Source organism: Mycolicibacillus trivialis (genome assembly GCF_002102395.1).
Classification (GTDB): domain Bacteria; phylum Actinomycetota; class Actinomycetes; order Mycobacteriales; family Mycobacteriaceae; genus Mycobacterium; species Mycobacterium triviale.
The window spans coordinates 40,141-66,113 of sequence record NZ_LQPZ01000015.1; the positions used below are offsets into that span (position 1 = coordinate 40,141).

The 25,973-nt window shown below is 71.5% G+C and carries 24 protein-coding genes and 1 pseudogene; 10 read left to right on the forward strand and 15 right to left on the reverse strand.

The genetic code is table 11. From position 1 onward, the window contains the following. Positions 1 to 106: 106 nt before the first annotated feature. The 8 genes from culp6 to glf all read right to left on the reverse strand — a co-directional run bounded on the left by culp6 (position 107) and on the right by glf (position 10,186). A complete protein-coding gene (gene culp6 / locus AWC30_RS05735) occupies positions 107 to 1,114 on the reverse strand; it encodes a carboxylesterase Culp6 (protein WP_085109238.1) in 1,008 nt (335 codons plus the stop codon). A gap of 140 nt (positions 1,115 to 1,254) precedes the next feature. Next, a complete protein-coding gene (locus AWC30_RS05740) occupies positions 1,255 to 2,142 on the reverse strand; it encodes an alpha/beta hydrolase-fold protein (protein WP_085109239.1) in 888 nt (295 codons plus the stop codon). Between the two features lie 168 nt (positions 2,143 to 2,310). Further along, on the reverse strand, positions 2,311 to 3,345 hold the full coding sequence (locus tag AWC30_RS05745) for an esterase family protein (protein WP_372507137.1): 1,035 nt from the start codon (positions 3,343 to 3,345) through the stop codon (positions 2,311 to 2,313). 315 nt (positions 3,346 to 3,660) lie between these two features. Then, positions 3,661 to 5,631 carry a terminal beta-(1->2)-arabinofuranosyltransferase gene (gene aftB, locus AWC30_RS05750; RefSeq protein WP_085109305.1) on the reverse strand — a complete coding sequence of 657 codons (1,971 nt, stop codon included), beginning with the start codon at positions 5,629 to 5,631 and terminating at the stop codon, positions 3,661 to 3,663. After that, entirely contained in the window at positions 5,618 to 6,538 is a 921-nt protein-coding gene (locus tag AWC30_RS05755) for a decaprenyl-phosphate phosphoribosyltransferase (RefSeq protein WP_085109240.1), read from the reverse strand. Before AWC30_RS05755 ends, aftB begins: the two co-directional genes overlap by 14 nt. After that, positions 6,535 to 7,035 carry a phosphatase PAP2 family protein gene (locus tag AWC30_RS05760; RefSeq protein WP_085109306.1) on the reverse strand — a complete coding sequence of 167 codons (501 nt, stop codon included), beginning with the start codon at positions 7,033 to 7,035 and terminating at the stop codon, positions 6,535 to 6,537. Before AWC30_RS05760 ends, AWC30_RS05755 begins: the two co-directional genes overlap by 4 nt. Positions 7,036 to 7,070: 35 nt before the next feature. Next, a complete protein-coding gene (locus AWC30_RS05765) occupies positions 7,071 to 8,999 on the reverse strand; it encodes a glycosyltransferase (RefSeq protein ID WP_085109241.1) in 1,929 nt (642 codons plus the stop codon). Further along, positions 8,996 to 10,186, reverse strand: coding sequence for a UDP-galactopyranose mutase (glf, locus tag AWC30_RS05770; protein WP_085109242.1), 1,191 nt, complete (start codon positions 10,184 to 10,186; stop codon positions 8,996 to 8,998). The genes AWC30_RS05765 and glf overlap by 4 nt, the downstream gene beginning before the upstream one ends. Positions 10,187 to 10,378: 192 nt before the next feature. Here glf and AWC30_RS05775 point away from each other — a divergent pair, with 192 nt between their 5' ends. After that, positions 10,379 to 11,326 (forward strand): hypothetical protein, encoded by a 948-nt coding sequence (locus AWC30_RS05775; RefSeq protein WP_085109243.1) that lies wholly within the window; start codon positions 10,379 to 10,381, stop codon positions 11,324 to 11,326. Positions 11,327 to 11,480: 154 nt separating this feature from the next. Next, positions 11,481 to 13,103 carry an N-acetylmuramoyl-L-alanine amidase gene (locus AWC30_RS05780; protein ID WP_085109244.1) on the forward strand — a complete coding sequence of 541 codons (1,623 nt, stop codon included), beginning with the start codon at positions 11,481 to 11,483 and terminating at the stop codon, positions 13,101 to 13,103. Positions 13,104 to 13,115: 12 nt separating this feature from the next. On the opposite strand, the gene AWC30_RS05785 is transcribed toward AWC30_RS05780, so the two are convergent. The 4 genes from AWC30_RS05785 to AWC30_RS05800 are packed head-to-tail and all read right to left on the reverse strand — an operon-like array spanning position 13,116 to position 16,250. Next, positions 13,116 to 13,931 (reverse strand): Cof-type HAD-IIB family hydrolase, encoded by an 816-nt coding sequence (locus tag AWC30_RS05785; RefSeq protein ID WP_085109245.1) that lies wholly within the window; start codon positions 13,929 to 13,931, stop codon positions 13,116 to 13,118. 13 nt (positions 13,932 to 13,944) lie between these two features. Beyond that, positions 13,945 to 14,730 carry a lysophospholipid acyltransferase family protein gene (locus AWC30_RS05790; RefSeq protein WP_085109246.1) on the reverse strand — a complete coding sequence of 262 codons (786 nt, stop codon included), beginning with the start codon at positions 14,728 to 14,730 and terminating at the stop codon, positions 13,945 to 13,947. A 6-nt stretch (positions 14,731 to 14,736) separates the two neighbouring features. Then, positions 14,737 to 15,477: a lysophospholipid acyltransferase family protein gene (locus tag AWC30_RS05795; RefSeq protein ID WP_085109247.1), complete on the reverse strand. Its 741-nt coding sequence runs from the start codon at positions 15,475 to 15,477 to the stop codon at positions 14,737 to 14,739. 2 nt (positions 15,478 to 15,479) lie between these two features. Continuing rightward, the gene (locus tag AWC30_RS05800) at positions 15,480 to 16,250 is read right to left on the reverse strand and encodes a lysophospholipid acyltransferase family protein (RefSeq protein WP_085109248.1); all 771 of its coding nucleotides are present in this window, start codon (positions 16,248 to 16,250) and stop codon (positions 15,480 to 15,482) included. Positions 16,251 to 16,366: 116 nt separating this feature from the next. Here AWC30_RS05800 and AWC30_RS05805 point away from each other — a divergent pair, with 116 nt between their 5' ends. Next, complete coding sequence (locus AWC30_RS05805) at positions 16,367 to 17,914, forward strand: MBL fold metallo-hydrolase (RefSeq protein WP_085109249.1); 1,548 nt, start codon at positions 16,367 to 16,369, stop codon at positions 17,912 to 17,914. Continuing rightward, the gene (locus AWC30_RS05810) at positions 17,911 to 18,237 is read left to right on the forward strand and encodes a hypothetical protein (protein ID WP_085109250.1); all 327 of its coding nucleotides are present in this window, start codon (positions 17,911 to 17,913) and stop codon (positions 18,235 to 18,237) included. The genes AWC30_RS05805 and AWC30_RS05810 overlap by 4 nt, the downstream gene beginning before the upstream one ends. Positions 18,238 to 18,244: 7 nt before the next feature. Here AWC30_RS05810 and serS read toward each other — a convergent pair whose 3' ends face one another. Beyond that, positions 18,245 to 19,501 (reverse strand): serine--tRNA ligase, encoded by a 1,257-nt coding sequence (serS, locus tag AWC30_RS05815; protein ID WP_085109251.1) that lies wholly within the window; start codon positions 19,499 to 19,501, stop codon positions 18,245 to 18,247. 68 nt (positions 19,502 to 19,569) lie between these two features. Between serS and AWC30_RS05820 the strand changes: the two are divergent. From AWC30_RS05820 to AWC30_RS05830, 3 genes and pseudogenes are all read left to right on the forward strand, one after another. After that, positions 19,570 to 20,670, forward strand: a pseudogene (locus AWC30_RS05820) (septum formation family protein); the annotation flags it as partial. 28 nt (positions 20,671 to 20,698) lie between these two features. After that, on the forward strand, positions 20,699 to 21,037 hold the full coding sequence (locus AWC30_RS05825) for a metallopeptidase family protein (RefSeq protein WP_109561948.1): 339 nt from the start codon (positions 20,699 to 20,701) through the stop codon (positions 21,035 to 21,037). Positions 21,038 to 21,086: 49 nt separating this feature from the next. Then, entirely contained in the window at positions 21,087 to 21,269 is a 183-nt protein-coding gene (locus AWC30_RS05830) for a hypothetical protein (protein WP_085109253.1), read from the forward strand. Between the two features lie 4 nt (positions 21,270 to 21,273). Here AWC30_RS05830 and AWC30_RS05835 read toward each other — a convergent pair whose 3' ends face one another. Continuing rightward, positions 21,274 to 21,957: a histidine phosphatase family protein gene (locus AWC30_RS05835; RefSeq protein ID WP_085109254.1), complete on the reverse strand. Its 684-nt coding sequence runs from the start codon at positions 21,955 to 21,957 to the stop codon at positions 21,274 to 21,276. Beyond that, complete coding sequence (pheA, locus tag AWC30_RS05840; RefSeq protein ID WP_085109255.1) at positions 21,954 to 22,880, reverse strand: prephenate dehydratase; 927 nt, start codon at positions 22,878 to 22,880, stop codon at positions 21,954 to 21,956. Before pheA ends, AWC30_RS05835 begins: the two co-directional genes overlap by 4 nt. Positions 22,881 to 22,964: 84 nt before the next feature. Here pheA and AWC30_RS05845 point away from each other — a divergent pair, with 84 nt between their 5' ends. Genes AWC30_RS05845 through AWC30_RS05855 form a run of 3 tightly spaced genes read left to right on the forward strand, consistent with a single transcriptional unit; the run spans position 22,965 to position 25,844 of the window. Further along, a complete protein-coding gene (locus tag AWC30_RS05845) occupies positions 22,965 to 23,744 on the forward strand; it encodes a DUF2470 domain-containing protein (protein ID WP_085109256.1) in 780 nt (259 codons plus the stop codon). 26 nt (positions 23,745 to 23,770) lie between these two features. Beyond that, a complete protein-coding gene (locus tag AWC30_RS05850) occupies positions 23,771 to 24,538 on the forward strand; it encodes a CPBP family intramembrane glutamic endopeptidase (RefSeq protein WP_085109257.1) in 768 nt (255 codons plus the stop codon). Between the two features lie 10 nt (positions 24,539 to 24,548). Continuing rightward, positions 24,549 to 25,844 (forward strand): LCP family protein, encoded by a 1,296-nt coding sequence (locus tag AWC30_RS05855; protein WP_085109258.1) that lies wholly within the window; start codon positions 24,549 to 24,551, stop codon positions 25,842 to 25,844. Positions 25,845 to 25,973: the final 129 nt, after the last annotated feature.

Consider the following 25,973-nt stretch of genomic DNA (forward strand, 5'->3'; position numbering starts at 1 on the left):
CGCAACACCGTCGCCGGACCGACGGCCCGTCCGCTCTTAATTCTTTCTTAATGTTAAGGGGCGGGGCGGCGTGGGCCAAATCCCCGCGCGGCCGGTGTGGCGCCGGTCATCCGTGCGGCGGATGCGGCGCGTTCTCGATCAACTGGTGCGTCCAGTCGAGCGTCCAGGCGGTGGCCGGTTTCCCGTCCACCTCCCAGAACTTGGTGGTCGCGTACAGCGCGTGCACCGGGTTGGCGGCGCCGCCGGCGAGCTGGTCGAGGGTGGCCGGCAGGTTGGTGATGCTGAACGCCTCCCGCGGCGCCGCGCAGATCAGGTCGCCGGGGGCGCAGATCTCGTTGGTCCGGTCGTTCAGTGCGCCGAACCCGCCCGGCCGCGGCCCGGTCATCGACAGGCCCATCCCGGACAGCAGCGGCACCTCACCCAGGGTGATCTCCGCACCCTGGCCCGGTGGGTTGGGGCCGATCATCTTGCCCACCCCGTCCTGGCGGCGGCCGTCGGCGATCAGGGTCACCCCCAGTACCAGGTCCTCGTCGACCGGGCCCTCGCCGTTGCCGATCATGTTGGCGATGTCCCCGCCGATCACCGCGCCCTGCGAGAACCCGACGATGACATAGCTGGTCAGCGGGCAGCGCTCGTTCATGTCGGTCATCGCCTTGACGGTGGCGCGGGTGCCTTCGGCGCGGCTGTCGTTGTAGGACATCTGCTTGTCGTTGCTCAGCGGGTTATGGAACTGCGCGGTGTAGGGGATGGTGTAGGGCTGCACCCGCGCGGCGTCGAAGTTCTCCGCGACCGGGCGGGTCACGTTGAGCAGCAGCGCGATGGGGAACTCGTGCGGGTTGAGCGGGTCGTCGGTGCGGGAGGACTCCCAGGTGCCCGGGATCGAGACCAGCTGCACGTCCGGGCAGCTGGCGTCCTGGAAGGCCGGCCGGGGTTTCTTCGCCCGCGGGGTGGTGGTGGTCGGCACCGCCTCGGGCCGCTCGGATCCGGGTGGGGCGCTGGGCATCCGGATGACGATGATCACCACCCAGATGACCAGGGCGACGGCGACGGCCATCGCGACGGCGGCGATCAAGCCGAGAATGCGGCGGCGTTTGCGCCGCGAGGTGTTGGCCATCGTCTCCTGCTCACCAGAGTCGGTCGAGTTGCGTTTCCACGGTACCGACCGCCCGCGTGCGGTGGCCGCCGACCACGACCGGTCCCGGGCCGGCCGGTTCAGCCGATCCGGGTCGAACCGTCCCGGTCAGGCTGAGCCGGTCACCCGATGGCGGCGACGATGTCGCCGGACATGGCGCCCAACTGCCCGGCCCACGAGCCCCAGGTGTGGTCGCCGCTGCCGAAGTCGACGTGGATGTTGCGGCCGCCGGCGTTGCGGTATTGCTGGTAGAAGTGCCGGGCACTGCCGGAGGCCTCGGCGGCCGCCCCGATCATCGCCGGGACGTCGGCGCCCGCGTCCACCCCGGGGCTGAACACCCAGACCCGGGTGTTGTTGGCTGCCAGCATGCCAGCGTGCACCGAGGGGTCGTGCCACTTCCAACGGCCCAGCTGCGGGGCGCCCCACATGCCGTTGGCGTCCACCCCGCCGAACTGGGCCAGCCCGGCGGTGATGGCGCCGTTCTCCCAGGTCGAGGACGGGTACAGGAAGCCGGACAACGACCCGGCGAAGCCGAACCGGTCCGGGTGGAACACCGCCATCGTCATCGCGCCGGTACCGCCCTGGGAGGCGCCGACGATCGCGTGGCCGCCCGGGGCCAGGCCCTTGTTGGCGGCCAGCCAGTTCGGCAGTTCATCGGACAGGAAGGTCTCCCACTGCTTGCTGCCGTCCTGCTCCCAGTTGGTGTAGAGGCTGAAGGCGCCGCCTGCGGGGGCGACCACCGAGACCCCTTTGCCGGCCAGGGTGGCCATCGCGTTGCCCGCGGTGACCCAGTTGCTCACATCCGGTGCGGCGTTGAAGGCGTCCAGCAGGTAGACCGCGTGCGGGCCGCCGGCCTGGAAGGAGACCGGGATGTCGCGGCCCATCGCCGCGGACGGCACCATGAGCTGCTCGACGCCGTCGGCGTGGGCCGGGCCGGCGGTCGCGGTCCACATGCCCGCGGCCAGCACCGCCACCGTCAGGGCTCGCAGCAGTTTCGACAGCGCTCTCATGGCTACCTCCGACGACCGTTTCTTCCGCCCCGCGCACGTTCGGTACGCAAGGTAGTGAATCACACCGGCCCGCGGGCGGGGGCCGATACGGCCGACGGCGGCGCCCCCTGGGGCACCGCCGTCGAACACGTTGCGTGCTAACCGGTCACGGTCTCAGACCGGGGCTGGTCACTCCTCGCCGCTGTCGGAGGCGCCGGTCTCGGCGACCGCGCCGCCGGAGGAGGCGCCCAGCACCCGCTGCAGGTCGGGCTTCATCGCCTGCAGCTGCTGGCCCCAGTAGCCCCAGTCGTGGGTGCCGCTGGCCGGGAAGTTGAACACCCCGTTGGTCCCACCGTGGGCGATGTACTCCTCCTGGAAGGTCCGGTTGGTGCGGATGGTCAGCTTCTCCAGGAACTCGGCCGGGATGTTGTCCCCGCCGACCTCGCTCGGGTTGCCGTCACCGCAGTAGACCCAGATCCGGGTGTTGTTGTCGACGAGCTTCTGGATGTTGACCATCGGGTCGTTGCGCTGCCAGGCCGGGTCGCTCTTCGGGCCCCACATGTCGGCGGCCTTGTAGCCACCGGCGTCACCCATCGAGATGTTGACCAGGGTCGGCCACCAGCCCTCCGAGAGGTTCAGGAAGCCCGACATCGAGCTGGCGTAGATGAACTGCTGCGGGTAGTAGATCGACAGCGTCAGCGCGGCCGAACCGGCCATCGACAGACCCACCGCCGCGCCGCCGGTCGGCTTCACGCTGCGGTTGGCCGAAAGCCACTGCGGCAGTTCGCTGGTCAGGAAGGTCTCCCACTTGTAGGTGGAGCAGCCCGCCTTACCGCAGGCCGGCTTGTACCAGTCGGAGTAGAAGCTGGACTGCCCGCCAACCGGCATGATCATCGACAGCCCGGAGTCGTAGTACCACTCGAAGGCGGCGGTGTTGATGTCCCAGCCGCTGTAGTCGTCCTGGGCGCGCAGCCCGTCGAGCATGTACACCGCCGGGGAGTTCTCCCCGCCGCTCTGGAACTGCACCTTGATGTCGCGCCCCATCGCCGCGGAGGGCACCTGCAGGTACTCCACCGGCAGTCCGGGCCGGGAGAACGCGCTGGCGGTCGCCGTGCCGCCCACGACGCCGATCAGTCCGGGCAGCAGCACCGCACCCGCGGCGGCCACCAGCAGACGCCGCGGCAGTTCCTTCGTCGCGGCGCGCATCATCTCAACGAGTTTCACCGTTGTTTTTCCTCTTCTTTCTCGACCACCAGCGGGATGAATGGCGGAATGCTGCCCGGCACCCGCCGGTAGCGCCCGTGTAGTCAACCACACCGAACGGCCATCCCCCACATCGCGCGGATCCGTTGCCGCTGTTCGGTTTCTTGATCGCCGCACCCGCGGCGACCGTTACACCGGCGCGCCGATCGACCGCGTGGCCCGCGGTCCGCGGCGAAGTCGCCGGTCACGCTTTCGGCACCGATCGCCGGTGTTACCCGCGGCCGGCCACCGCACGGGTGTGGCGCGTTTCACGTTCCGCCGGTCGCGGGGTTCGGGTCACGGCCCGGTCGCGGGCAGCCCGGTGTAGGGGTCCGGGTCGGTTTCGGGCACCTCGAGTCCGCAGCGGACCAGTTCGTACAGCGGCACCCGGTCGATGCGGTAACGGGTGAACTCGTAGGCGTGCAGCAGGTTGGAGGCGAAGCGGCGCGGGCTCATCGGGGCGCGGACCGCCGCGAGCGCCGCGTCGGTCGCCGGGCACTCGAGGGCGGCCTGGGCCTGCTGCACCCAGCCCTCGTCGAGGTAGGGCGGCAGGTAGGGGCGCTTCTTGAGGAACGGGCCCTCGGCGACGGCCCAGTCCGGGAAGAGGTTCTTGTCGTGGCCGATACGGGCGTGGTCGAGTCGGTCGGTGTGCGCGGCCAGCGGATTGGCCAGCCCGATCTGGTCGATCACCCGCACGTGCAGGCCGACGTTCATGCTGACCATGCCCAGGTTGGTGAAGAACACCGTGTGCGGCGGTTTGCGCCCCGGCTCCTGGTCGGGGGGCGGCGGGATGGCGGGCACCACGTCCCACTGGTCGTAGTTGCCCGACGGCAGCAGCAGGGCACCGTCGGGGGTGTTGTTCAGCGCGACCAGCGCGGCGCGCATCCGCGGGTAGTCGAGGTAGTCGGCGGCGGTCAGCGGGTGGGCGTGCCCGGTGGCCTGGGAGTAGAACTTGCGTTCGTCGATGATCCCGTCGTAGCCGATGCGGGTCGCGTTGGCGCCCATGCCGGGGGAGTTGGCGGCCCACAGCGACCAGCCGGCGATCCCGAGCCACAGCAGCCCGACGGCGCCGGCCAGCCAGTAGCCGGTCTCGCGGGAGATGCGGCTGCCGTCGGGGATCACCAGCGGCACCACCGCCAGCGGGGTGATCAGGCAGAACACCGGGGCCAGCAGGACCCGGGCGTGCATGAAATCGCCGCCCTGGCGGGTCCAGTAGGCGGCCTGGAGCAGCCCGCTGACGACCATGAACACCACCACCGCCGCCGGGCTCTGCACCATCCGGGCCAGCCGGCGCCGCGGCGGATCGGCCGCGGCGGTGTGCAGCCACCACGGGTTGCCGCGGGTGATCAGCAGCACCGGCACCAGCGCCACCAGCAGCAGCACCGGGATCCACAGCGCGTAGGGGCCGGTGAAGTTGGCCAGGTAGCGCCAGCCCTGGTGCCATTTGTCGCCGGTGGCGTCCTTGGCCAGGGCGGTGCCGGGCACCACCAGCCCGTAGTAGCCCATCCGGAAGATCTGGTAGCCGACCGGCAGCAGACCCCCGGCCACCACGATCAGCGTCCGGGCGCGCCAGCCGCCGGCGGCCACCAGCATCATCAGCAGCGCCAGCCCGCCCATCAGGGCCAGTTCGGGGCGGACCAGCACGCTGCAGCCGGCGACGAACGCCAGCGCGGCGGTGAACGGCCGCCGCGTGTTCCCGGAGCGCGGCGCCTGCGCCCAGCAGACCAGCATCCACCACAGCAGCCCGAGGTAGGCCAGCGTCAGCCCGCACTCCAGCCCGGAGGTGGCGAAGTCGCGGGCGGGCGGCAACGCGAGGTAGACCAGTGCCCCGGCGGGCAGCATCAGGGCGCGCTGCCCGCGCAGCGCGGGGGCGTACAGCCGCGCGGTGCCCAGCATCGCCAACGCCATGCCCAGCAGGCTCAACCCGAACGCCAACGCCAGCACCACGTACTCCAGCCGCACCGGCCCGCCCACCCAGCTGCCCAGGTAGACCAGGTAGGTCCAGGCGGTGGAGGTGTTGGCCTCGACCCGTTCCCCGGCGTTGAAGACCGGGCCGTTGCCGGCCAGCAGGTTGCGCACGGTGCGCAACACGATCAGGCCGTCGTCGGAGATCCAGCGGCGCTGCCAGGCACCCCAGCCGAACAGGACGGTGACCACCAGGACGCTGAGCCACAGGCTGGTGCGCACCGTGGCGTCGTAAGGGTAGGCCGGCCAAGCCGGCTCGCGGCTCGCCGGCCGGTCCGTCGGCCGGGCGCTAACCGTAGGCAACGGCGACACCGACGGTTCCGAGCCAGGCCAGGGCGAGCAGCTGCAGCACGCGGTCGCGGCGCAGGATGTCCTCGGGCTCGCCGGCCAGCCCGCCGTCGACGTCGACCGCGTAGCGCAGCAGCCCGATCGTGATCGGGATGATCGAGATCGCGTACCAGGAGCCGGCCCCGTGGTCGCGTTCGAAGGCGAACAGCGAGTAGCACACCACCATCGCGGTGGCCGACAACGTCCAGACGAACCTCAGGTAGGTGCTGGTGTAGCTCTCCAGCGATTTGCGGATCTTGGCGCCGGTGCGTTCGGCCAGCTGCAGCTCCGCGTAGCGCTTGCCGGCCACCATGAACAGCGAGCCGAACGCCATCACCAGCAGGAACCACTGCGACAGCGGGATGCTGGCCGCGACGCCGCCGGCGATGGCGCGCAACAGGTAGGCCGAGGAGACGATCGAGATGTCGATGACCGCTTGGTGTTTGAGCCCGAAGCAGTACGCCAGCTGCATGCCCAGGTAGACCGCCATCACCAGCGCCAGGTTGGGGGTCACCCAGGCCGCGACGCCCAGCGACGCGGCGCCGAGCACCACCGCCAGGGTGTAGGCCAGCCACTCCGGGACCACGCCCGCGGCGATCGGCCGGAACCGCTTGGTGGGATGGGCGCGGTCGGCTTCCACGTCACGGACGTCGTTGACCAGGTAGACGGCCGAAGCGGCCAGGCAGAACACGACGAAGGCGACCAGCACCTGCACGGCCACCGCGGCGTAGTCGACCTCCAGGCCGCGGCCCAGCGCGGCCAGCGGCGCGGCCACCACCAGGACGTTCTTCACCCACTGCCGGGGCCGGACCGCCTTGATCACACCGGCGGCCAGGTTGGCCGGGGGTCCGCCGGTCGCCGGCGCCTCGTCGATCTTGCTCATTGGCCTGCGCTCGTTCCTTCTGTTCGGGCGTCCCACCGGGTGGCGGCGGACGCGACGGCGGCGCCGACGACGACCCCGGCCGCCACGTCGCTGGGGTAGTGCACTCCCAGCAGTATCCGCGAGAGCGCCATCGGCGGCACCAGCAGCGCCGGCAGCTGCAGCCCGGTGGCCCGGCCCAGCAGGATCGCGGCGGCGGTGGTGGAGGTGGCGTGCGCCGACGGGAAGCTCAACCGGCTGGGGGTGCCGACGTTGACCGCCACCGCCGGGTGGTGCGGCCGCTGCCTGCGCACCACCCGCTTGATCAGGACCGCGGCGGCGTGTGCGGCCAGGGTGCCCGCCGCGGCCAGCCCCCAGGCCCGCCGGCGGCCCGGCCGGGCCAGAGCGCCGAGGCCGGCGAGGGCGAGCCAGCCCAGGCTGTGTTCGCCGAAGTGGGACAGCGCCCGGGCGACAGCCAGCGTGCCGGGCCGGTCGGCCAGCGCCGATTGCACCGCCACCATGGCGGCGACCTCGCCGTGCGGCGCGCCCGGCTCGCTCACTTGCCCGGCGCTCGGGTGGTCGGCTCGGTGAGCAGCACGCTCTCCCACTGCTGCTGGCTGGACAGCATCGGCAACGCCTGACGGTAGGTACGCCGCATCGCGTCGAACCGGCGGGCCAGCCGGACGTGCTGGCGCAGCGAGGCGCGCAGCAGCGCGAACATCTTGGCGCGGTCGCGTTGCCGGTACACCACACCGCGGCCGTCGGCGGTGGTGACGGTGACCCCGTCGACCTTGCACAGCAGGAACCACCGGGCATCCTGGGTGGGCACGTTGAGCTGCGGTCGGCGGTGGTGGTCGGGGTCCTCGCGGGTCAACTGGTGCAGGACACCGCGGGCCAGCCGCACCGCGATCGCCGGGGCGGACACCGGCGGCTTGTTGACCCGGGTGCGCCCGGAGGGCACCGGCAGCGCGGTGGCGCCGGGCAGCACCACCGCGTCGGGGTACTGCTTGCGCATCGCGTGCACCGTCGGCAGCGACGATTCCAGGATCGTGAAGAGGTTCTCCGGGCCGGCCAGGAAGTCCGCGATCGCCTGGTTCTGGATCGCGACCGTCGAATATTCAAGGCACAGGAGGTGTTTCAGCGTCGCCTTCAGCGAGCTGCGCAACAGTCCGCGGGCCGCGCCGTCCCAGTGCATGGCGGCCACCACCAGCCGGTTGCGCAGGTGGAAGTAGGCCTGCCAGTCGATGGCGTCGTCCTTGTCGCTCCAGGCCATGTGCCAGATCGCGACGCCGGGCAGGGTGACGGTGGGATAGCCGTGCTCGGCGGCGCGCAACCCGTAGTCGGCGTCGTCCCATTTGATGAACAGCGGCAGCGGCTGGCCCAGCTCCTCGGCGACCGCCCGCGGGATCATGCACATCCACCAGCCGTTGTAGTCGACGTCGATGCGCCGGTGCAGCGCCGCACTCTCCTCCAGCGAGGCCTTGGCGAAGTCGTGGTCGTATTCGGCGTGCGGGGCGTTGGTCCACATGAACTCGTCGCGGTCGACCACCTCACCCATCACATGCAGGTGCGAGGGCTCCTGCAGGTTGAGCATGTGGCCGCCGACCAGCGTGGGTGATTTGGCGAACCGGTTCATCGCCAGCGCCCGCAGGATCGAGTCCGGCTCGATGCGGATGTCGTCGTCCATGAACAGGATCTGTTCGCAGTCGGTGTTCTTCAGCGCCTCGTACATCACCCGGCTGTAACCGCCGGAGCCGCCCAGGTTCGGCTGGTTGTGGATGGTCAGCCGGTCGCCCAGGGCGGCGGCGGCCTCGGCGAAGCCCGGGTGGTCGACGGCCTTGGCGGTGCCCTGGTCGGAGACGATCACCGCGCCGACCACCTCGTCGACCAGCGGGTCGGAGGTCAGCGCCGCCAGCGCGTTGACGCAGTCGGCGGGCCGGTTGAAGGTGGGGATGCCCACCGCGATGTTGGCGCGGCCGGGCGCGGGCTGCGGCGCGTACCAGCCTGCGCTGTGTAGCCGCACCGGGCTGTAGGTGGTGATGTCGAACCAGATCCAGCCACCGTCCTCGAACGGCGAGAGGTCGATCTCGAACTCGGTCCAGGCGGGCTCGCCGGCGGGGTCGGCGGTGATCTCCCCGCCGCCGACGCTGATCCGCGCGCCGGTCGCCTTGGTGCGGTAGACGTCCACTCGCGCCGAGCCGGTGAGTTCGACGCGCAGCACCACCGACTCCAGCGTCGACCAACGCCGCCAGTAGCTGGCCGGGAAGGCGTTGAAGTAGGTGGCGAACGACACCTCGGATTCGGCGCCGATCTCCAGGGTGGTGCGGCTGGGCGCGTGGGCGCGCCTGGCGTTGGTGGCCGACTCCTCGAGGTAGAGCTTGCGCACGTCGTGCGGCTCGCCGGGGCGGGGCAGGATGACCCGCGCCAGCAGGCTGACCGCGCGCGATTCGGTGTCCTCGAGCGGGCCGGAGGGGATGTCGCTCATGGTTTGCTCTCTTCCAACCTCACGCCGTCACGCAGGTGCGGGGCGAGGACGTTGTCGTACATGCTCAGCGCGCTCGCGATGGCCATGTGCATGTCCAGGTATTGGTAGGTGCCCAGCCGCCCGCCGAACAGGACGTTCGACGCGGCGGTCTCGGCTTTCGCACGAGCCCGGTAGGCCGCCAGCACCGCGCGGTCGGCCTCGGTGTTGATCGGGTAGTAAGGCTCGTCGTCGTCGCCGGCGAACCGAGAGTACTCCCGCATGATCACGGTCTTGTCGGTCGGATAGTCGCGCTCGGGGTGGAAGTGACGGAACTCGTGGATACGGGTGTAGGGCACCTCGATGTCGTTGTAGTTCATCACCGAGGTGCCCTGGAAGTCGCCGGTGTCGAGGACGTCGAGTTCGAAATCCAGGGTCCGCCAGCCCAGCCGGCCCTCGGCGTAGTCGAAGTAGCGGTCCAGCGGGCCGGTGTAGACCACCGGGGCGTCCGGGGCGGCCGCGCGCAGGTCATCGCGGACGTCGAACCAGTCGGTGTCCAACCGGACCTCGATGTTGGGGTCGGCGGCCATGTTCTCCAGCCAGGCGGTGTAGCCGTCGACGGGCAGACCCTCGTAGGTGTCGTTGAAGTAGCGGTTGTTGAAGCTGTAGCGCACCGGCAGCCGGCTGATGACCGCGGCGGGCAGGTCGACCGGATCGGTCTGCCACTGCTTGGCGGTGTAGCCCTTGACGAACGCCTCGTACAGCGGGCGGCCGATCAGCGAGATCGCCTTCTCCTCGAGGTTCTTCGCGTCGGCGGTGGCGATCTCCGACGCCTGCTCGGCGATCAGGGCGCGGGCCTCGTCGGGGGTGAAGTAGCGGCCGAAGAACTGGCTCACCAGCCCCAGGCCCATCGGGAACTGGTAGGCCTGCCCGTCGTACATGGCGAAGACCCGGTGTTGGTAGCCGGTGAACTCGGTGAACTGGCGCACGTAGTCCCACACCCGCTTGTTGGAGGTGTGGAACAGGTGGGCGCCGTACTTGTGGATCTCGATCCCGGTCTGCGGTTCGGCCTCGGAGTAGGCGTTGCCCCCGATGTGGGGCCGCTTCTCGATCACGAGGACCCGCTTGCCGAGCTGGGTGGCCGCCCGCTCGGCGATGGTCAGCCCAAAGAACCCGGATCCGACGACGAAAAGGTCATAACGTGCGGTCATCGGCGCCTAGAGTATCGGACCCGGCGGCGTTCCCGTCGCGGCGCTCCGACCGGTTGCCGGCGGGCAGATCGCGATTGGCTCACGATTCGATCTCGTCACACCAATCTCACTATTCACACTCGTACCATCGATCACAGCGGCTCCCTGCCGTGCTGCACCCGATGCAGTAGTCACACCATTGAGGAGACTTCCGTGCCGAACCGACGTCGACGCAAGCTCTCGACAGCCATGAGCGCAGTCGCCGCGCTGGCAGTCGCAAGTCCATTTGCCGTAGTCACCGTTTCCGAGTTGAGCGCCAGCGCCACCCCGGAGCAGCCCGACTTCGTCCGCGCTGCGGTGGTGACCGACCTGCCGAACGAACTCATGTCGGCCCTCAGCCAGGGCCTGTCCCAGTTCGGGATCAACCTGCCGCCGGTGCCGACCGGGCTGAGCCCGGCCGGGGCCATGCCGGCGACCAGCCCCGGGCTGACCTCGCCGGGCCTGACCTCGCCGGGCCTGACCTCGCCGGGTCTCACCTCCCCCGGGCTGACCAACCCCGCGCTGACCAACCCCGGCCTGACCAGCCCGACCGGGGCGATGCCCGGCCTGACCGACCCCGCGCAGCTCTCCCCCGGGCTGACCGACCCGACCGGCGCCCTGCCCGACCCGGGCGGCGCCCTGCCCGGCGTCGACCCGGCCGGTGCGCTGCCCGGCGTGGACCCGGGGCTGACCAACCCGGCCGCGACGCTGCCGGGGGTGGACCCGGCGCTGCTCGGACCCACCGACGGGCTCTCCCCGATCGGCCCCAGCGAGATGCCGATCACCGCTCCCATCGGGATGGACCCGTCGATGGGCACCTACCCCATCCTCGGTGACCCCTCCCTGGGCGCGATGCCGGTCTCGCCGGCGACCTCGTCCGGCGGCGGGATCGTCAGCGACGTGATGAGCGCCGCCCAGCAGCTGGGTGCCGGTCAGGTGATGGACCTGCTCAAGGGCGTGGTGATGCCGTCGATCACCCAGGCCGCCCAGGGGGTCAACCCCGCGGCTCCGGCGGCAGCCGCCACCGACGCCGCGACCGACGCTGCGGCCGGCGCGGCCGGGGCGGCGACCGACGCGGCCGGTGCGGCGACCGACGCCGCCGCCGACGCGGCCCTGCAGTAACGACCTGTTACCCAACGGCACCGCAGAGGGAGCCTGGGCCGCCCGGCCCAGCAACTCACAGACTCTGCGGTGCCGTTACAGGTTGAGTCACTTCTTTCTCATTAATGTCGTGTCGAAACATCTATAACTTGTGACACGTACGTAACATCGACGCGTGCCGTCCCGCCGTCCCGCGCCGACGATGCTGCTTACCGCCATCGCCGCCACCGTCGTGATCCTGCCCTGGGCACTCGACGGCGGCGCCGAGGACCGCCCGGCCCCGGCGAGCGCCGCCGACACCCGGCTGGCCGAGCAGGCCCTACCCGACCTCGGCGGCGGCGTCAGCGTCCGCGAGCTCAGCCAGGACACCCCGTTCTCCCTGATCGCGCTGACCGGCACCGACCTGGCCGGGACGTCGGCGCGGGTCCGCGCCCGCGACGAGCACGGCGGGTGGGGGCCGTGGTTCGAGGTCGAGGCGCCGGAGTTCGCCGGCGACGACGCCGCCGCCGAGCGGCGCGGCACCGAACCGGTGTTCGTCGGACGGACACACACAGTGCAGATCGAGGTGACCCGTCCGGCCGGCGCGCCGACCACCACCGGCGAGCAGACCGAATCGGCCGACACCGGTCTGGGCTACCGGCCCGCCGCGACCGAGGAATCGCTGGGGCAGAACGTCTCGGCGGTGTTGATCTCGCCGCCCCAGGCGCCCGTCGACGCGCAGTGGAACCCGCCGAACGCGGTGACCCCGCCGGGCCAGCCGCCCGCGATCATCGGCCGCGCCCAGTGGGGGGCCGATGAGACCACCCGCTGCCCGGCCGACTACGGCGACCGGATCCGGGCCGCGGTCGTGCACCACACCGCGGGCAGCAACGACTACAGCCCGCAGGATTCACCGGCGATCGTGCAGGCGATCCAGGCGTACCACACCCGCACACTGGGCTGGTGCGACATCGCCTACAACGCCCTGGTCGACCGGTACGGGCAGGTCTTCGAGGGCCGGGCCGGCGGTATCAACCGGGCGGTGCGCGGCTCGCACACCGGTGGGTTCAACACCGGCACCTGGGGCGTGGCGATGCTGGGCAACTTCGACGACGAACCGCCCACCGCGGTGCAGGCCCGCACCGTGGCACGGCTGTTGGGCTGGCGGCTCAGCCTCGACGGGGTCGACCCGCTGGGCACCGCCACGCTGCGCTCGGCGGGCGGCGCCTACACCAGCGTGGTCCGCGACACCGTCACCACCCTGCCGGCGATCTTCACCCACCGCGACGTCGGCGCCACCGACTGCCCCGGCCACCAGGCCTACGCGATGCTGGACTGGATTCGCACCGCGGCGGCCCGGTTCAACCGCCCGCCCGGGCCCGAGGACCTGATCGACGCGCTGCAGGGCGGCGCGATCCTGGCCCGCTGGCAGGCGATGGGCGGCATGGACAGCGTGCTGGGGGCGCCGACCTCGCCGGAATCCGCCGGCGCCGACGCGACCCGATACGCCACCTTCAGCCACGGCGCCATGTACTGGTCGCCGCAGACCGGCGCCCAGCCGCTGACCGGCGCGATCTACGACGCCTGGGCCGCCCTGGGTTACGAGCGTGGCGTGCTGGGGTTGCCGACCAGCGGGGAGATCCAGGAACCGCAGTGGATCGGTCAGAACTTCCAGCACGGGACGCTGAACTTCGACCGGCTCACCGGCAACGTCACCCGGGTGGTCGACGGGATGGCGCAGGTGCTGCCGCCGCCGACCGCCGGCGGCCCGCCGGTGCAGCTCGAGCGGTTCTCCCCGCCGGTCAGCCCGGCCGACTGACCGTCCGCACGGTCACGGCCACCACCGCTCCAGCACCCGGGCCAGTCCGTCGTCGGTGTTGGCGGCGGTGATCTCGTCGGCGGCGGCGATCGCCACGGGGTGGGCGTTGCCCATCGCCACCCCGTGGCCGGCCCGGTGCAGCATCGGCACGTCGTTGGGCATGTCCCCGAATGCCAGCACCTCGATGTCGGCGATGCCCAGCGGGCCGGTGATCTCGGCGATGCCGGTGGCTTTGCTGATCCCCGGCGGCACCACCTCGATCAATCCCCGATCGGTCGAGTACGTCACCTCCGCCTCGGTGCCGTGCCGGGCCAGTTCGGCGGCCATGTCGGCGCTGCGCGCCCCCGGCATGCCGACCAGCAGCTTGACCGCGGGCGCGCTGAGCAGGTCGGCCAGTGAGACCTCGGTGTTGTCCGGGTTGAGCCAGGCGTGGTGGTAGCCGGGCGAACTGACGAACTGCGGGGTGGCGGCGTCGTGGGCTCGCTCACCGATCCGTTCCACCGCCAACCCCGCGCCGGGCAGCGCGCGGGCCACCAGGTCGGCGAGCTTGACCAGGGCGTCGGGGCTCAAGGTGCGGGCGGCGAGCACCCGGTCGGTCGCGGGGTCGTAGAGCACCGCGCCGTTGGCGCAGACCGCCATCGGAGCGAACCCGAGTTCGTCGACCACCGGGCGGATCCAGCGCGGCGGACGGCCGGTGGCCAGGATGAACCGGGCGCCGCCGTCGAGCGCGGCGAGCACCGCCGCCCGGGTCCGCGCGGACACGGTGTCGTCATCGTCGAGCAGGGTGCCGTCAACGTCGCTGGCGATCAGCGCAGGTGCCGCCCTCACCGCGATCCGGCCGTCACCGGACCCGCCTCGGCGGCGCGCCGGCGCGCTTGCGGGCGGCTTCCTCGTGGCGCCTGGCACGCGCGAGCAGTTCCTCGCGGCGCAGCACCGCCGACTCTTCCGGGCTGGGCGCTCCCCCGCCGAGCCGACGCGGCACCCAGTGTGCGCCGGTGGGGTGAGCGTATTCACGCTGCACCTTGTCCAGGATCGTGACCATCTGGCTGCGCAGTTGACCGATGAGCTGCTCGGCGCTGCCCCGTGGGGCCAGCGGCTGTCCGGCTTCCACCGTGATCGGGACGTTGTTGCGGAACAGGTTCTTCGGGTGGTCCTTGGGCCAGATCCGTTGGGCGCCCCACACGATCATCGGTATGAGCGGCACTTGCGCCTCCAGCGCCATCCGCGCCGCCCCGGTCTTGAACTCCTTGAGCTCCAGGCTGCGGCTGATCGTCGCCTCCGGGTGCACGCCGACCAGCTCGCCCTGTTTGAGCCGGCTCACCGCCTCGTGGTAGGCCTGCTCACCGTGCTCCCGGTCCACCGGGATCAGCCGGGTGTGTTTGATGACGTAGTTGACCGCCGCGACGTCCTGCATTTCGGCCTTGATCATGAACCGCAACCGCCGCTTGCGCTGCAGCGCGGCCAGCGACGCGGGCAGCCAGTCGACGTAGCTGGTGTGGTTCACCGCGATCACCGCACCGCCGCGCTCCGGGAGGTGGTCCAAGCCGTGGTAGGTGATTTTGGTCTTGTTGACCGCCACGACCTGCGGCACGACGATTTCCAGCAACCGGAAGAACGGCTCGGCCATGGTCGGCTACCTCCTTGGGCGACGCGCGCGGCGGGAAAGTTCGGCCTCATCCAGAACCTTAGCCTGCTGGGGGGTGGGGGCACCCCCGCCGATCCGCCGCGGCACCCACCACGCTCCGGCCGGGCGCGGATAGTCGCGCTGGGCGTCGTCGAGCAGGGCGGTCATCCGCCCGCGCAGATCGGCGAGCAGGCCGTCGACGTCGCCGGCGGGCGGCAGCGGCGCTCCGACGACCACCCGGATCGGGACTTTGTGCCGGCCCAGCCGACGCGGGTGATCCTTGGTCCAGATCCGCTGGGCGCCCCACACGATCAGCGGGATGATCGGCGCCTGCGCAGCCAGTGCCATCCGCGCCGCCCCGGTCTTGAACTCCTTGAGCTCGAAGCTGCGGCTGATCGTGGCCTCCGGGTACACACCGACCATCTCCCCGGCGCGCAACCGCTCGACGGCCACCGCGTAGGCCTGCGCACCGGCGCGGCGGTCGACCGGGATGGTGCCGGTGTGGTTGATCAGGAAGTCGACCACCCGCACCTGCTGCATCTCGGCCTTGATCATGAACCGCATTCGCCGGCCCCGCCGGTGCAGTGCCAGCGCCGCCGGGAGGAAATCGACGTATCCGGTGTGGTTGATCGCGACGACGGCGCCGCCGGTGGCCGGGATGTTCTCCAGCCCGGTGAAGACGAGGTCGGTGCCGGTCACCTTGACCAGTGCCCCGGCCGCGATCTCGAGGCAGCGGAAGACCGGCTCCATGGCTACTCGGTGCCGGCCGCCGGGGGCTGGGCGCGCCGGGCGGCGCGGGCGGCGGCTTCCTCGTCGTCCATCCGCGCGGCCTCGGCCAGCGACGGCGCGCCGCCACCCAGCCGGCGCGGCACCCAGAACTCGCCGGGCGGATGCGGTCCGTAGTCGTCCTGGACCTGTTCGAGCAGGTGCTGCATGCGGGAGTGCAGCAGCGCGGTGAGGTCGGCGGCCGGCAGGGTCGGCGGGATCGGCTCGCCGACGGCGACCGTGATCGGCACCTTCGGGCGCCACAGCGAACGGGGATGCCCCTTGGTCCAGATCCGCTGGGCGCCCCACACGATGTGCGGGATGATCGGCACGTCAGCGGCGATCGCCATCCGCGCCGCCCCCGACTTCAGTTCCTTGATCTCGAAGCTGCGGCTGATGGTCGCCTCCGGGTAGACCCCCACCAGCTCGCCGGCCCGCAGGTAGTCACAGGCCAGCTCGAAGGAGGCGTTGCCGCTGGCCCGGTCCACCGGGATGTGCTTGCAGCCGCGCATCAGCGGCCCGCCGATCTTGTGGTCGAAGATCTCCTGCTTGGCCATGAACCGCACCTTGCGGCCCAACCCCTGCTTGAACGCGGGCAGCCCGGCGAAAGTGAAATCGAAGTAGCTGGTGTGGTTGATGGCCACCACCGCTCCCCCGGTCTCGGGCAGATTCTCCACCCCGCTGACCGTGAACCTGAGGCCCTGCACCCGCCAGGCCAACCGCGCGCATTTGATGATCGTCCCGTACACCGGCTCCACGTCGCTCAGCCTAATCTCCGCCGACCGGCGGCGGGCCGGGGCCGCGCACGCCAGCCGGTTAAGCTCGGGGGCGGGACCGGAACGGCCGGGCCGCTCCGCTGCGAGAGAAGGTATTAGTGCAGGTCACCAGCATCGGACATGCGGGTTTCCGGATCGACACCCGCGCGGGCAGCATCCTGTGCGACCCGTGGGTGAACCCGGCCTATTTCGCGTCGTGGTTCCCGTTCCCCGACAACAGCGACCTGGACTGGGCCGCGCTGGGCGACTGCGACTACCTCTACATCTCCCACCTGCACCACGACCACTTCGACCCACGGCACCTGAGCGCGCACGTCAACACCGACGCGGTGGTGCTGCTTCCGGACTATCCGGTGCCCGACCTGCGCACCGAGCTGGAGAAGATCGGCTTCCACCGCTTCGTGGAGACCACCGACTCGGTCCGGCAGACGGTCACCGGCCCCAAGGGCGACCTGGACATCATGATCATCGCGCTGCGCGCACCGGCCGACGGCCCGATCGGCGACTCGGGCCTGGTGGTCTCCGACGGCACCACCACCGTGTTCAACATGAACGACTCCCGGCCGGTCGACCTCGACGTCCTCGACGCCTTCGACCACATCGACGTGCACCTGCTGCAGTACTCCGGGGCGATCTGGTACCCGATGGTCTACGACATGCCCGCCCGCGCCAAGGCCGCGTTCGGCACCCAGAAACGCCAGCGCCAGATGGACCGGGCCCGCCAGTACATCGCCCACGTCGGCGCCACCTGGGTGGTGCCCTCGGCGGGGCCGCCGTGTTTCCTGGACCCGGAGTTGCGTCACCTCAACGACGACCACGGCGATCCGGCCAACATCTTCCCCGACCAGATGGTCTTCCTCGACCAGATGCGCCGCAACGGCCACGACCGGGGGCTGCTGATGATGCCCGGCTCGGTGGCCACCTTCGCCGGTCGGGATCTGGAGTCGCTGACCCATCCGCTGCCCACCGCGGAGGTGGAGGCGATCTTCACCACCGGCAAGGCCGACTACATCGCCGCCTACGCCGAGCGGATGGCCCCGGTGCTCGCCGCGGAGAAAGCGTCGTGGGCGCCGGCGGCCGGGGAGCCGCTGCTGGCCCCGCTGCAGGCCCTGTTCGAGCCGATCATGGCGCACAGCGACGAGATCTGCGACGGGGTCGGCTATCCGGTGGAACTGGTGCTCGGGCCCGAAACGGTCGTGCTGGACTTCCCGAACCGCTCGGTGCGGGCACCGGCCGCCGGCGAGAAGTTCCGCTACGGGTTCGCCATCGCGCCGGAACTGGTCCGGACGGTGCTGCGGGACGACGAACCCGACTGGGTCAACACGATTTTCCTGTCGACCCGGTTCACCGCCTGGCGGGTGGGCGGCTACAACGAATACCTCTACACGTTCTTCAAATGCCTCACCGAGGACCGGATCGTCTACGCCGACGGCTGGTTCGGCGAGGCGCACGACGACTCGGCCACGATCGAGTTGGGCGGCTACGAGATTCAGCGTCGCTGCCCACACATGAAAGCCGACCTGTCGAAATTCGGTGTGGTGGAAGACACGACGCTGACCTGCAATCAACACGGCTGGCAGTGGGATCTGGAGACCGGCCGCTGCCTGACCGCGCGCGGCCACGAACTGCGGTGCGCCAAACTATGACTTCGCAGCGCTACGACGACGGCCTCATCCAGCTGGATCGACAGGCGATCACGTTGCGCCGCTACCACTTCCCGTCCGGGACGTCCAAGGTGATCCCGATCGCCGCGATCCGCGGCTACCGGACCGAACCGCTGGGGTTCTTCATGCACCGGTTTCGGATCTGGGGCAGTTCGGACCTGCGGCGGTGGCTGCCGCTGGACATCCAGCGGCCGCTGCGCTCGACGTTGGTGACCCTCGAGGTCGACGACACCTGGCCGAACCCGGCGTTCACCCCGGCGGATCCGACCGCCTTCATCGCGGCGCTGCGCGAACTGGTCGGCTGACCGGGGCTCAGCCGGGGGTGAGCATCTCCGCACCCACATACGGCACCAGCGCGGCCGGCACCCGAACGCTGCCGTCGGGCTGCTGGTGGTTCTCCAGGATCGCGACCAGCCAGCGGGTGGTGGCCAGGGTGCCGTTGAGGGTGGCCGCGGTCTGCGGTTTGCCGTTCTCGTCGCGGTAGCGGGTCGCCAGCCGCCGGGCCTGGAACGTGGTGCAGTTGGAAGTCGAGGTCAGCTCGCGGTAGGCGTTCTGGGTGGGCACCCACGCCTCGCAGTCGAACTTGCGGGCCGCCGAGTCGCCGAGGTCGCCTGCGGCCACGTCGATCACCCGGTAGGGCACCTCGATGGCGGCGAGCATCTGCCGCTGCCAGTCCAGCAGCCGCTGGTGCTCGGCCTCGGCCTCCCCGGGCCGGCAGTAGACGAACGCCTCCACCTTGTCGAACTGGTGCACCCGGATGATCCCGCGGGTGTCCTTGCCGTGGCTGCCGGCCTCCCGGCGGAAACACGACGACCAGCCGGCGTAGCGCAGCGGCCCGGCGGACAGGTCGAGGATCTCGTCGGCGTGGTAGCCGGCCAGCGGCACCTCGGAGGTGCCGACCAGGTACAGGTCGTCGGCCTCCAGCCGGTACACCTCCTCGGCGTGGGCGCCGAGAAAACCGGTGCCCGACATGATCTCGGGCCGGACCAGCACCGGCGGGATCATCGGGGTGAACCCGTTGTCGACCGCGAGCCGCACCGCCAGCTGCAGCAGACCCAGCTGGAGCAGGGCGCCACGCCCGGTGAGGAAGTAGAACCGGGCGCCGGCGACCTTGGCGCCGCGGGCCATGTCGATCAGGCCCAGCGCCTCGCCGAGTTCGAGGTGGTCGCGCGGGTCGGTCAGGCCGGCCGGTTCACCGACCACGTCGAGCAGCGCGAAGTCGTCCTCGCCCCCGGCGGGCACCCCGTCGACGATGATGTTGGCGATGCCCAGGTGCGCGGCGGTCAGCGCCGCTTCGGCCTGCGCCTGGGCGGCCTCGGCGACCTTGACCTGTGCGGCGAGGTCCTTGGCCCGCTCGAGCAGCGCGGGCCGCTCGTCGGGGGAGGCGGCGCCGACCTGCTTGCTGGCCGCCTTCTGCTCGGCGCGCAGCGTGTCCGCGGCCGAGATCGCGGCACGCCGGTCGGCGTCGGCGGTGAGCAGCGCGTCCACCAGCGCCGGGTCCTCGCCGCGGCTGATCTGGGAGCGCCGGACGGCGTCGGGGTCTTCACGCAGCAACCTGAGGTCGATCACGGCCTGAACACTACTTTTCGGCCCGGCTGCCGGAACGGTCGGCCGGGGTGCCTGTCAGAATGGTGGCGATGTCCGACGAGCCAGATCCGATCGATGACGCGGTCGACGAGCCGAGCGACGCGCCCGCCGAACAGCCGAAACGGCGGCGGGTGCGGTGGCCGCGGCTGCGCACCCGGTCGTCGCGCGCGGCGCGGCGCACGTTGCTGCTCACCGCGCTGGGCGGACTGCTCATCGCCGGGGTGGCCGCCGCCATCCCGCTGGTCGACCAGGACGAGGGGCTGATCGGCTACCTGGGCCTGGACAGCCAGAACCCGGTGACCACGCGGACCAACGACGCGTTCAGCAACGCGGCTGCCGGGGACTGCCTGACCTGGCCGGAGGACAGCCCCAACGCGGTCGCGCTGGCCGACTGCGCCGGCGAGCACCGGTTCGAGGTGGCCGAAGCCGTCGACATGCGGGCGTTCCCCGGCTCGGAGTACGGCCCCGACGCGGCACCCCCGTCGGCGGACCGGCTGCGCGCGATCGGCAGCGAGCAGTGCGAGCGGGCGGTGCACCGCTACCTCGGCCCGCGCTACGACCCCAACGGCCGGTTCGCGATCGGGGTGCTGTGGCCGGGCGACAAGCCCTGGCAGCACTCCGGGGAGCGCCGGATGCTGTGCGGTCTGCAGTTGCCCGGCCCCGGCGACACGCAGTTGCTGTTCAGCGGCCGGGTCGCTGACCAGGACCAGTCGAAGGTGTGGCCGCCGGGCACCTGCCTGGGTATCGACACCGAGACCAACCAGCCCTCCGACATCCCGGTGGATTGCGCCGCACCGCATTCGATGGAGGTCACCGGGACGGTCGACCTGGCCGAGCGGTTCCACGACGTGTTGCCCGCCGAACCCGAACAGGACGCCTACATCAAGGAGGTCTGCACCCGGGTCACCGAGGAGTACCTGGCGCCGGTGAAGCTGCGGGAGACCACGCTGACCCTGCTCTACAGCACGATCTCGCTGCCGAGCTGGACCGCGGGTAGCCGTCAGCTCAGCTGCAGCGTCGGTATGACGCTGGGCAACGGTGGCTGGGCCACGCTGCTCAACAGCGCCAAAGCCGACCTGCTGATCAACGGCCAGCCGCCGGTGCCGCCGCCGGACATCCCCGAGGAGCGGCTGGACCTGCTGCCGTTGCCCGGGAGCTGAACCGGCCGTGGCGGTTTCGATGCCGGCCGAGCGGTTCGAGGAGCTGGTCTCCGATGCGCTCGACCTGATCCCACCCCGGTTGGCCGCCGCCCTGGACAACGTGGTGGTGCTGGTCGCCGACCGCAACCCCGACGAGCCCGACCTGCTCGGACTGTACGAGGGGGTGGCGCTGACCGAGCGGGACTCCAACTACGCCGGGTCGTTACCCGACGCGATCACCATCTACCGCGACGCCCTGCTCGACATCTGCCACTCCGAGCAGGAGGTGGTCGACGAGGTGGCGATCACCGTCATCCACGAGATCGCCCACCACTTCGGGATCGACGACGACCGCCTGCACGAACTGGGCTGGGGCTGACCCGGCACGGCGGCGCCGCGTTGTCGGCGTCGGGTGCTAGAAACGAGCCATGAGCAACGGCTGCCGGTACTGCCACGACGACGTCGACCACTGCCACGGCACCGTGATCGACCACTCCTGCCGCCACTCCGAGTGCACCGCCGACGGCTGCGTCGACCACCACTCCGATCGGCATGTCTGCACGGTCGAGTGCTGCGACACCGGGTGCCGCTGCGCGGAACTGGTGGGCTGAGCCGCTAACCCATCGGGTCGGCGCCGAGTGAGTCGGCGGTCGGCGCGGGTCGCCGTTCCGGGCCGAACGGCGGGGTGCGCCCGCCCCACTGCACGCAGCTCCACCGCCCGTCGGTGATCGGGGCCAACACCACCGACTCGGCGTTGCTGAGGTGGTTGTCGAGCGCGAAGTCGGCCTCGACCCCGGCGAGCACCGCGGCGACCAGCCGGATCGCTGCGCCGTGGCTGACCACGATCACATCGGCGGTCCAGTCGTGATCGTCGAGGTAGCGCACCCGCAACTCGGTCACCGCGGGCAGATACCGGTCCAGCACCTGGGTGCCGCTCTCCCCGCCGGGAACCCGTGCCTCGAGATCGCCGTGATGCCACTGCCGGTAGACCCGGTGGAATTCGTCGAGGGCGTCCCGGTCGCTGCGGTCCTCCAGGTCGCCGGCCTGCACCTCGTAGACACCGTCGACGGTGCGCGGCACCACCGCCAGCTTGCCGGCGATCTCCTCGGCGGTCTGCACCGCCCGGGTCGCCACCGAGTGGGCCAGCAGGCCAGGCCGCAGCGACCCCGCGCCGGCGAAGGCCCGGGCCTGTTCCCGACCGAGCGGGGTGAGCGCGGTGCCGGGCGGCCGGGTGTCGAGTCGGCGGTGGATGTTGCCGTAGGACTGGCCGTGGCGCACCAGCACCAGCCGCCCGCTCACGCCCGCTCCCCACGTTTGAGCGACTCCAGCCAGCGTGCGGCCGCGTCGGCCGGTGGCGGGGTCGCGCCGGCCACCGCACCGGTGGGCCAGGATCCTAGATAGCGCACATCGACACAACGTCGGTGCAGCGCTTTAAGTGCCGCACCGACGGCGTCGTCGTCGAGGTGGCCGACGCAGTCCAGGAAGAACAGGTAGGTGCCCAACTCCACCCGGGTGGGCCGGGATTCGATACGGGTCAGATCGATGTCGCGGATCCCGAACTCGGTGAGCACGGCGACCAGGGCCCCGGGGGCGTTGTCGATGCGCAGCACCACCGAGGTCCGGTCGGCGCCGGTGCGCGCCGGTGGCGGGCCGGGGCGGCCGGCCAGCACGAACCGGGTCCGGGCGTTGGGCTCGTCGACGACACCGGCGGCCAGCGTGGCCAGGCCGTGGTGGTCGGCGGCCAGCGCGGTGCTCACCGCGGCGTCGGCGGTGCCGTCGACAACCTGCTCGGCCGCGGCGGCGTTGGAGTGGGCGGGCAGCAGGCGGGCGGCCGGCAGTTCGGCGGCCAGCCAGCGGCGCACCTGCGCACCGGCGACCGGGTGGGCGGCGACGGTGGCCACGTCGACGGTGGCGCGGCCGGGCCGCACCACGATGCTGAACGCGACGTCGAGGGTGGTCTCGGCATAGAGCTGCAGCGGGCGACCGGTGGCCAGGCTGTCCAGGGTGGGCGCCACCGAGCCGTCGATGGAGTTCTCGATCGGCACGCACGCGTAGTCGGCAGAGCCGTCGCGGACCGCGTCGAGGGCGGCCGCCGCGCCGGTGGTGGAGATCTGCCGGACCTCGCCGGTCGGGCGTGCGGGCAGCGCGCCCGCGGCGATCATCTGCAGCAGGGCCGCTTCGGTGAAGGTCCCATGGGGACCGAGGTAGGCGATACGGACCACCGTCAAACACTATCGGGTGTGCCGACTTGCGCCCCCGCTTCCCGCTTATTAAGTTAGCCTTACCTCACTTACGGAAGGGGAGCGATGACACGCCTCGCCGCGGCGGCACCGACCACCGCCGAGCGGATCCGCAGCGCCTGCGCCCGCGCCGACGACGCCCTGCTCGCGGTGGACGGCCTGACACCGGTCACCGTCCCGGTGCACCACCTGCTCGCCGACGGCGGGTTCGCGGTGGCGGTCCCGGCCGACTTCACCGCGGCGGCCGCCACCCCGGCCATGCTCGAGCTCACCGACCGGGCTCCGCTGGCGCTGCGCACCCCGGTGCGGGCGCTCGTGTGGGTACGCGGCCGTCTTCAGCCGGTCGAGCCGGCGTCGGTCCCCGGCCTGCTGGACCGGATCGCCGCGGAGAACCCCGACCCGGCGCTGCTCCAGGTGCAGACCCCGCTGACCGGGCCGCCGCACGACGGCGAGGTCTGCTACCGGCTGGCGCGGCTGGCGGTGGAGTCGGTGGTGGTCGCCGACGCCGGTGGCGCCGAAGCCATCGGGGCGGCCGAACTGCTCGCCGCCGCACCCGATCCGTTCTGCGCGACCGAAGCCGGCTGGCTGCGGCACCTGGAGATCGCCCACCCCGAGGTGATGGCGCGGCTGGCCGCGCGGCTGCCCACCCGGTTGCGCCGCGGCACGGTGCGGCCGCTGGCGTTGGACCGCTACGGGGTGTCGCTGCGGGTCGAGGACGACGCCGGCGATCACGACGTCCGGCTGCCGTTCCACCGGCCGGTCGATGACGCTCGCAGCCTCGGGCAGGCCATCCGGTTGCTGATGGGCTGCCCGTTCCTGGCCGGGTTGCGGCCGCGCCAGGGCTGAGCCCACCGGTTGGCTACCGTGGGCCGGTGACCGCCGACGGTGAGCCGCCCATCCTGTCGGCCCGGGCGCTGCGCCTGGAGGTCGGCATCGTGCTGGCGGTCACCTTCGGGCTCAGCGCGCTGACCGCGATCCTGGCGCTGACCGATTCGGTGCTGCGCGACCTGCGCGCCGAGCAGGTCCCGCTCAACCCGAAACGCTCCCGGTTCGACCTGATCGATCTGGGTCTCAACGCCGCCGTCGTGGTCCAGCTGCTGGCTTGGGGGGCGCTGGCGGTCTACCTGCTGTGGCGCAGCGGGCTCGGGCCGCGCCGGATCGGGCTGGGCCGGCCGCGCTGGCGAGTGGACCTGCCCGCCGCGGCCGGGTTGGCCGCGCTCATCGGGCTGCCCGGCCTGGGACTGTATTTCGCGGCCCGGGCGATGGGCCTCAACGCCACCGTGATCCCGTCCGGACTCGACGACACCTGGTGGCGGGTGCCGATGCTGATCGCCATCGCCTTCGCCAACGGCTGGGCCGAGGAGGTGGTCGTGGTCGGCTATCTGCTCACCCGGCTGCGCCAGCTCGGCGTGCACCCGGCGGTGGGACTGGCCTGCTCGAGCCTGTTGCGCGGCGCCTATCACCTCTATCAGGGGTTCGGCGCCGGAATCGGCAACGCGGTGATGGGGGCGGTGTTCGGCTACGCCTGGCAGCGCAGCGGTCGGCTGTGGCCGCTGGTCATCGCGCACGGCCTGATCGACACGGTCGCGTTCGTCGGGTACGCGCTGCTGGCGGGCCGGTTCGGCTGGTTCGCCGCGTAGATTTGGCCGGGTGAGCGGCAACCGGCCTCCCGAGCCGCGGCGGGAACCGCCGCAGCAGCTGCGCCGCGATCCGCTCTACCGCCCGCCTCCACCCGGCCGCGCCGGCGGGCCGCCACCGCCGGGCCGGCGACCGCAGCCGCCGCGCCGCCCCCCGCCGCCGGCGCCGTGGCGGCCACCGCCACCGCAGCCGTCCCGAACGCCACGGCCGGCCGATCCCGACGCCGGCCGACCCCCGCCACCCCGACCGGGCCCGCCCGCCGGTCATCCCGGCCGCCCGGCACCGCCGCCACGCCCGGCGCCGACGCCCCCGGCCGCCACCCGTCCGCGGCCGCCGCGGCGCAAACGCCGGTGGGGCCGGCGGCTGGGCACGCTGCTGCTGTTGCTCACGCTGGCGGCCGTCGCGGCGGTGATCGGCGGCGGCATCTGGGCCGACAACGCCCTACATCGCATCCCCGCGCTCGCCGACTACCCGGAACGCCCCGCCGCGGGCGCAGGCACCACCTGGCTGCTGGTGGGTTCGGACAGCCGCCAACACCTGTCCGACGAACAGCAGGGCAGCCTGTCCACCGGCGGCGACCTGGGCGACGGCCGCACCGACACGATCCTGCTGGTCCACCTTCCGCGGTGGGGGTCGGCGCAGCCGGCCACCGTGGTCTCGATCCCACGCGACTCCTACCTGCCGATCCCGGACTACGGCGAGGACAAGGTCAACGCCACCTACTCGATGGGCGGCGCACCGCTGTTGGTGCAGACCGTCGAGCAGGCCACCGGGCTGCGGGTGGAGCATTACCTCGAGGTCGGGTTCGGCGGCTTCGCCGGGCTGGTCGACGCGCTCGGCGGGGTCGAGATGTGTCTCACCGAGCCGATGGCCGACCCGCTGGCCGGGATCGACCTGCCGGCCGGCTGTCAACAACTCGACGGGGCCGCGGCCCTCGGCTATGTGCGCACCCGCGCCACCCCGCGGGCCGACCTGGACCGGATGGTCGACCAGCGGATGTTCCTCGGCGCGCTGCTGCAGCGGGCGGTCAGCCCGGGGGTGCTGCTCAACCCCTGGCGCTGGGTCACGGTGCCGCGCGCCGCGATCGACGCCCTCACCGTCGATGACGGCGACCGGGTCTGGGACCTCGCGCGGCTGGCCTGGGCGCTGCGCGGGGACACCGCGACCGTGACGGTGCCGATCGGCGAATTCACCGCCACCGACTCCGGCGCGGTGGTCGTCTGGGACCACGCCGCGGCCGGGCAGCTGTTCGACGCGCTGCGCACCGACTCACCGTTGCCTGCCGACGTCCTCGACAGCCAACCCTGACCATTCCCGCGCGGGAATCGATAATGGCGGTGAATACCGACGATACATTGATAAACCAAGGCTGGCTTTATTTAGGCAACCCTTGGCTGGGTTAGGTATACCTTCCATGACGAACCCTCTGACCTGCGG